6 protein-coding genes are annotated in these 8,033 nt (G+C 30.7%); all 6 read left to right on the top strand.

Annotated elements, in window-relative coordinates; translation table 11 throughout:
* The first annotated feature begins 735 nt into the window (after positions 1-735).
* Entirely contained in the window at positions 736-1,602 is an 867-nt protein-coding gene (fba, locus tag HR065_RS00415) for a class II fructose-1,6-bisphosphate aldolase (RefSeq protein WP_178733949.1), read from the top strand.
* A gap of 40 nt (positions 1,603-1,642) precedes the next feature.
* A complete protein-coding gene (pfkA, locus tag HR065_RS00410) occupies positions 1,643-2,620 on the top strand; it encodes a 6-phosphofructokinase (RefSeq protein ID WP_178733948.1) in 978 nt (325 codons plus the stop codon).
* 52 nt (positions 2,621-2,672) lie between these two features.
* On the top strand, positions 2,673-4,103 hold the full coding sequence (locus HR065_RS00405) for an MATE family efflux transporter (protein ID WP_178733947.1): 1,431 nt from the start codon (positions 2,673-2,675) through the stop codon (positions 4,101-4,103).
* A 34-nt stretch (positions 4,104-4,137) separates the two neighbouring features.
* On the top strand, positions 4,138-5,337 hold the full coding sequence (locus HR065_RS00400; RefSeq protein ID WP_178733950.1) for a phosphoglycerate kinase: 1,200 nt from the start codon (positions 4,138-4,140) through the stop codon (positions 5,335-5,337).
* A 43-nt stretch (positions 5,338-5,380) separates the two neighbouring features.
* Positions 5,381-6,394 carry a type I glyceraldehyde-3-phosphate dehydrogenase gene (gap, locus tag HR065_RS00395; protein ID WP_178733946.1) on the top strand — a complete coding sequence of 338 codons (1,014 nt, stop codon included), beginning with the start codon at positions 5,381-5,383 and terminating at the stop codon, positions 6,392-6,394.
* A gap of 190 nt (positions 6,395-6,584) precedes the next feature.
* Positions 6,585-7,868, top strand: a complete 1,284-nt coding sequence (locus HR065_RS00390; RefSeq protein ID WP_178733945.1) for a glucose-6-phosphate isomerase — start codon at positions 6,585-6,587, stop codon at positions 7,866-7,868.
* The last annotated feature ends 165 nt before the right edge of the window (positions 7,869-8,033 follow it).

The following is an 8,033-nucleotide window of genomic DNA, read 5'->3' as shown; positions in this document are numbered from 1 at the left end:
TTTTTTTTTTTTTGCAAGGGCAGTGAAAAAAATCTTTCATAAAGTGAGTCTTTTTATAATAAAAGTTGTAAAGTGTGTAATTATGGGTGATTGAAAATAATTAACATTTATTTTCATTTGCCTGATTGTGGTATTCTTCCTAACTTATGAAGCCCTTTTGAGAATTTTATTTATTTGGATGTTCTACGGGAAAATAGATTTATGTCCGGCTTTGTTTTTAAACCCTCTGATTCTCATATCAGGATTATCAGGATGAATTTTACATTTTTCTCCTTTTTTCTGAGAGAAATAATAATTGTTTAATTGGTTTCGGTTGCATCATTTGAATCAACCACATCTGAGGCGCGTTTTTTCCTTTGACACATCAGCAGAACCATCTTTTTCAGATTAAAAAATAACAATATCTTTCCATTTCTAAAACACTCTTTTTCTCAATCTTTTCATTCCCATTAAAAAACACCATTCTCCCCAAATAAAAGATAAAAAAAGCTTAAAAAGTCAATTTTTCCCCATGAGAAAATATTCCTCTTTAAGCTGTTTTTGCTTTTTGTTGTTATTTTTTTTAAAAAAAGTATTAATATAATAAATGTATGTATAATATAAAAATTGTTTTATAAATTGAATTATCAATCATAATTCATTTATAAATAAATTTATGTTTTAATGTGTAATTTTATATATAACACCTTTCAAGCGTTGTTATATCATAAAATACATTTAAGAAAGGATTTTTCAGTGTTAACTTCCGATAAAAAAGTTATTTTAAAAGCTCACCAAGAAGGTTATGCAATCGCTCAAGTAAATATTAATAATTTAGAATGGATTAAAGCCGCTTTACAAACTGTAGAAGAATTAAAATCACCGGTTATTTTAGGAGTATCAGAAGGTGCTGCTAAATATATGGGAGGTTTTAAAACTGTTGTTGCTATGGTAAAAGAATTAGATGCTTTTTATAATGTTAGTGTTCCTGTAATACTTCATTTAGATCATGGTTCTTTTGAAGGCGCTCAAGAAGCTCTTAAAGCTGGTTTCACTTCTGTTATGTTTGATGGAAGTCATTATCCCTTTGAAGAAAATTTAGAAAAAACTCGTCAAATAACTCAACTATGTCGTGAAAAATCAGTTTTACTAGAAGCCGAAGTAGGTGGTATCGGCGGAGAAGAAGATGGAGTAGTGGGACAAGGTGAAATCGCTGACCCTAACGAATGTAAACAAATAGCGGATTTAGGCATTGATATGTTAGCTGCTGGTATTGGTAATGTCCACGGTAAATATCCAGATAATTGGAAAGGTCTAGATTTCGATGTTTTTGTTAAAATTAGATCTTTGACTAACGAACAAGTTCCTTTAGTTCTTCACGGTGGTACTGGTATTCCTGAACACATGATTAAAAAAGCTATTTCTTTAGGAGTAGTTAAAATCAATGTTAATACTGAATTTCAATTAGTTTTCGCTGCAGCTACACGTAAATATATTGAAGAAGGCAAAGATTTAGTTAATAAAGGCTATGATCCAAGAAAATTATTAAATCCAGGCTTTTTAGCTATTAAAAAAGAATTAAAACATAAATTAACTTTATTTGGTTCCGTTAATAAAGCATAATTTTAAAATAACATTTGTAAGAAAAAAGGTTATATTAATAATGAAAAATGAACAAAATTTAGAAAAAATCGCTGTTTTAACTTCAGGTGGAGATGCTCCGGGGATGAACGCTGCTATTAGAGCAGTCGTTATGGCTGGAACTAATCAAAATTATGAAGTTTATGGCGTAAAAGACGGTTATTTAGGTTTATACAACAATCAAATAGAATTGTTAACTCCTGATTCTTTAGACAGAATTATCAACGTTTCAGGTACTTTTTTAGGTACTTCACGTTTTTTACCTTTTCAAAACGAATTAAAAGTTCGTCAAGTATGTGCTAATAATTTAACCAATTTAGGGATTACTAAATTAGTGGTTATTGGTGGAGATGGTTCTTATCATGGAGCTATGAAACTAGATGAATTAGGCATTAAATGTGTAGGTATTCCTGCTACGATAGATAACGATGTTAATGCTACAGATTATACAGTTGGTTTCAGTACAGCTTTAAATAACGTAGTGGATGCGATTGAAAAATTACGTGATACTTCTATTTCTCATCGTAGATGTAGCATTATTGAAGTAATGGGAAGACACAAAGGCGATTTAGCTTTATACGGCGGACTTGCTGGTGGAGCAGATATGATTGTGACAAGTGAAAACCCTTTAGATAAACAAACTATTTTTGATAAAGTTAAAACATTATACGAAAAGAACCAAAGACACGCTATTATAGTAGTGACAGAACATATTTTCGCAGTTAATGAATTAGCTAAAGAAGTAGAAAAATATAGTGGTTTTGAAACAAGAGCTCAAGTTTTAGGACATATTCAAAGAGGCGGCGCTCCTACGGCTGAAGATTTAATTTTAGCCAATAGAATGGGTAGTTATGCGGTTGAATTGTTAAAACAAGATATTCATAATTGTGGTATCGGTATTCAAGGCAACAAATTAACTCATCTTGAATTTAAAAGCATTTTTGATCAACCCTATGTAAAAGACGAATTGTTTGATGTATTTGCCAAAATAACTCAATAAAAATTGTTATTTAGTTATTTTTTAACTAAGAAGTAAAGGATAAATTTTAAAAGTGTCTACAAAGGTTAAACAAAAAAATTTAAACAACGACAGTTCTCAACCTCATTTTCAAGGTTCGATTTGGAAAAATTTAATCGTTATTTCTATTCCAGTCGCTATTTATTTAATATTTAAACATTTGACATCCGCAGTAGATTATTTTATTGTGGGAGCTGCTACGAAAAATATTAATGTTAATTCAGCCATTACTTTAATGAAACAAATCGGTAGAGTTTTCCAAGCAATTGCGATGGGTTTAGGTGGCGCAGGTGTTATTTTAGTAGCCCAAGAATATAAAAAAAATAATAAAGAAAAAGCTCAAGAATACGTCACTTTAGCCTTTTTATTTTCCATTATTTTAAGTCTTTTAATCGCCGTTGTATTCTATATTGGTGCTATAATACCTAATTTTGACCTTTTTTTACCTGTTGAACATCGCGCTGAGGGTGGTTCTTCATGTTATAACATTCAATTAATATCTTTCGTTTTTATGACTATTAACGTAGTGTTTATTGGTATTGAAAGAGCTAAAAATAAAACGCGTTTTGTTTTCTTCTTAAATATTTTAAACATTTCCACAAGAGTGCTTTTTGCTTTTGGTTATAAATGGTTAAGACCAGAAGGACAAGTTGATATTGTTGATTTACAATTAGCTACTTTATTCTCTGATTTATTAATCACTTTTATAGCTTTTTATTTCATGTTCTTCAATAAGAAAAACGATACTAGATTAAATTTCAAAAAATTAAAATTCTCTTCGGAAGTGTTAAAAAAATTCGCTAAATTATCTGGTGGATTAGTGGTTGGTAAAGCTACTTATGAAGCTGGTAAATCAGTGGTTAACACTTTGACAACGAAATTTTATGAACCCGGTTTGTTAGGTATTGCCGGTTTAGCAGCGCTAGTTAACGGTATTGTTTACTCTTTATCGCAATCTTTTGAAGATGGACAGTCAGTGATGGTTTCACAAGAAGCGAGCAATCGCGATTCCCGCAAAACTCTGAAAATTTTTAAAAATGTTTTCGTGATTACGACTATTTTAGGTGCAGTCGGTATTTTAGTGAATCAATTGTATGGCGAAACATTATTAAAATTTTTCAAACCAACCGAAACTTTTTCCCTGGAAGAAATACAAGGGTTTAAAACGGTTTTATTTTACGACCAATTATCACTTTTCACGTCCGTATGGGCTTCAATGATAATGGGTTACATTATTTCTTACAATAAGAGTGCTAAAGTATCTTTCTGGATGAATCTATTAAGAGTTTCATTGAGAATATCTCTATTAAGTATATTATTCTTTACAACCGAAATCAATCATTATCAACAATTCGGTTGGAGTACGGCTGGAAGTAACATTATTGTTTTAATAGTGGTAACTGTTATCTTTGTTAAATTTATTAAAAAAAGCCATAATGAAAGTGCAAAACAAAAAATTAATTAAAAAAAGATTTGAAAAAAGGGGTATTTTTGGTATGATGACAAAAACTCTTTCTACAGCTAACGTCAAAAATAAAAAAGTTTTATTACGAGCAGATTTAAATGTTCCTTTAGAAAATAAACGTATTACAGATGATAATAGAGTTAAAGCTATTTTACCTACTTTAAAACATTTAATTCAAAATGACGCTAAAGTGATTGTTTTTTCTCATTTCGGCAGAGTTAAAACGGAAGCTGATAAAGAAAAATATAGTCTTGAAGTGGTGGCGCAAAATTTATCTTCTCATTTGGATACTAAAGTTTATTTTGTGCCTCAAACAAGAGGGAAAATTTTAGAAACAGCTATTGAAAAACTTCTTCCTGGAGAAGTCTTGATGGTGGAAAATACTCGTTTTGAAGATTTAGACAACAAAAAAGAAAGTAAAAATGACGCTGATTTAGGAAAATATTGGGCTTCTTTAGGCGATGTTTTCGTGAATGATGCGTTTGGAACTTCTCATCGTAGTCATGCTTCTAACGTAGGTATTGCTCAAAATATGGAAGAAAAATATTTCGGTTTTTTAGTAGAAAAAGAAATTAATTTTCTTCATAAAATCGTCAAAACACCTCAAAGACCAGTAGTAGCGGTTTTAGGTGGTTCTAAAGTATCTGATAAAATTAAAATCATTCGTAATCTTTTGAAAAAAGTGGATTTTCTTTTAATCGGTGGCGGCATGAGTTTTACCTTCTTAAAAGCGCAAGGTCATAACGTAGGTAAAAGTTTGCTAGAAGAAAACGAAATACCTTTAGTGAAAGAATTATTAAGTTCTGAAGAAGGTAAGAAAATTGTTTTAGGTCCAGATGTTGTTTGTGGCGAAGAATTTTCCAACGAAACTAAAGTTAGTGTTTCGGATGTTAACAATATTGCTGATAACGTGATGGGTTTAGATATCGGTCCTAAAACAGTCGCTTTATTCAAAAAATATTTAGTTTTAGCGAAAACTATTGTTTGGAACGGCCCTTTAGGAGTGTTTGAATTTGATAATTTTGCTCAAGGTACTAAAGAAATAGCACAAATAATAAGCCAAATGCACGATAAAGCTACTACAATCATTGGCGGTGGCGATAGTGCAGCCGCCGTCTTTAAATTTGGTTTAGACGGTCATTTTAACCACATTTCTACTGGTGGAGGAGCCTTTTTAGAATATTTAGAAGGCAAACCAATGTTTGGGTTGGAATGTATCGAAAATATTGAATAAAAAAAATTTATGAAAAAATAATTGAAAAAAGGTATAAAAAATTATGAACAAAAAAACAAAAGTAGCCATTAACGGTTTTGGACGTATAGGAAAATTAGCTTTTCGTTCCATTTTTGCTAACCCTCAATTTGAAGTTGTTGGGATCAATGATTTATCTAATTTAGAAACAATCGCTTATTTATTAAAATATGATACTGCTCAAGGATCTTACAAAACAGATTCTGTTTCTTATGAAGACAATCATTTAGTAGTAGACGGGAAAAAAATTCCTGTTTTTCAAGAAAGAAATCCTAAAGATTTACCTTGGGGCAAATTAGATGTAGATGTTGTTTTAGAATGTACTGGTTTTTTCGCTAGTAAAGAAAAAGCAGATCTACACTTACAAGCTGGAGCTAAAAAAGTGTTAATTAGTGCACCTGCTACTGGCGATTTAAAAACAGTTGTTTACAACGTTAATGATAATGTTTTAACTAAAGATGATCACATCGTTAGTGGAGCTTCTTGTACTACTAACTGTTTAGCGCCTGTTGCAAAAGTTTTAAACGATAACTTCGGTATTAACCAAGCATTTATGACAACAGTTCACTCTTACACAAGTGACCAAACTTTAATTGACCAAAACCATTCTAAAGGTATTTGGGCTAGACGTGGTAGAGCAGCAGCTTCTAACATGGTTCCTACTTCTACAGGAGTAGTACAAGCTATTGGCTTAGTATTGCCTGAATTAAAAGGTAAAATAGATGGTACATCTGTTAGAGTTCCAACTGTAACAGGTTCTTTAGTGGATCTTACAGTAGAATTAAACCAAGAAGTAACAGCGGAACAAGTTAACCAAGTTTTTGCTAAAAACGCTAACGAAACTTTAGGATACGTTACAGATCCTATCGTATCTTCTGATGTTGTAGGAACTACTTATGGTTCTTTATACGACTCTAATACTTTACAAATTCTTCAAACAAAACCTAAATTTATCAAATTAATGTCTTGGTATGATAACGAAATGAGTTATGTTAGTCAATTAGTAAGATTATTACACAAAATGTCTACCTTGTTATAATTTTTAACTATAAACAAAACTGCTAAAAAACCAAAATACAATATGTTTTATCAAGTCTAAATAAAACATATTGTATTTTCTCTTAAAAGATGCTTTATTTTTCTTTTAGGTCAATTATTATTTATTAAAAAATAATAGTTTTTTTCAAAATATATTTGCAATAATCAAAAGATAATTATGGAGTGTTGATATGAGTTTAAACTTAAATTTAGATGGAATCCAAAATTTTTTAAATTGGGATGAGGAAAGTAAAAAACTAGCTCCTCAAGTTAAAAAAATTCATCAAAAACTGCATGAAGATCAAGAATTAAAAGATACTGTTTTAGGATGGTTAACTTTACCTTTAAACGATAACGTTGAGGAAATTCAAAAAATAAAAAAATTAAAACAAGAACATCCTGATTTAGATGTTTTAGTAGTGATAGGGATTGGTGGTTCTTATTTAGGCGCTAAAGCAGGAATAGAACTTCTTCAAACTCCTTTTCAAAAAACTAAACCGGAAGTTTTATTCGCAGGTCATCAAGTGTCAGGCAATTATTTAACCAATTTGACTCATTATTTAAAAGATAAAAATTGGGCGATGAATGTTATTTCTAAATCTGGTACTACTTTAGAGCCCGCTTTAGCTTTTAGAGTCTTGAAAAAAGAAATAGAAGAAAAGTACGGCAAAGAAGAAGCTAAAAGACGTGTTTTTGCTACTACAGACGGTAAAAAAGGTGTTTTATTAAATATAGCTAACCAAGAAGGTTACGAAAAATTTGTAGTTCCTGACAATGTTGGCGGAAGATTCAGCGTTTTAACTGCTGTAGGTTTATTGCCTTTTATTTTTGCTAATTTAAATGTAGAAGCTATGTTAAAAGGAGCTCATCAAGCTTATGTAGATTTTGCATCTGATGATTTAAATCAAAATGAAGCGTATCAATACGCCGCAGCCCGTTATCTTTTGCACACTAAATTAGAAAAAAAAATGGAATTATTAGTTAGTTATGAACCGCATTTATTAGGCTTTTCCGAATGGTGGAAACAATTGTTTGCTGAATCCGAAGGTAAAGACGAAAAAGGTCTTTTTGTGGGAGCTATTAATAACTCTACTGATCTTCACTCTTTAGGACAATTCATCCAAGAAGGAAGTAAATTATTTTTTGAAACAGTTTTAAATGTAGGTCATTTTGACCAAGATTTAGTCATTCCTCAAGTAGAGAACGAATTAGATGGTCTTAATTATCTAGCGGGTCAAAATTATACAGATATTAATCGAAAAATTAAAACAGCGACTAAACAAGCTCATATTGAAGGACAGGTACCAAATTTAGAATTGACTGTGCCTCAATTAGACGAATATAACTTTGGTTATTTAGTTTATTTCTTTGAAAAAGCTTGTGCTATGTCTGGTTCTCTTTTAGGCATTAATCCTTTCAACCAACCAGGTGTAGAAGTTTATAAACAAAGAATGTTTGCTTTATTGAAAAAATAATTTTATTGATACCAAAAAAGATACTTTTATAGTATCTTTTTTTTATTTTAGGACTTATATTGGGTTTTTTGATATGGTAAGATGGTTCTTGTAAATGAGGGCAAAAAAATGCGCCGCATGGATTAAAATCTCATATATTTGCTCTTTCTTTTGCTCAACACTTGT

Origin of the sequence: Candidatus Phytoplasma pruni (assembly GCF_013391955.1) — a bacterium.
Lineage (GTDB): Bacteria > Bacillota_I > Bacilli_A > Acholeplasmatales > Acholeplasmataceae > Phytoplasma.
The sequence above is the reverse complement of the archived record's forward strand: the minus strand, read 5'-3'. Positions and strand labels throughout refer to the sequence as shown.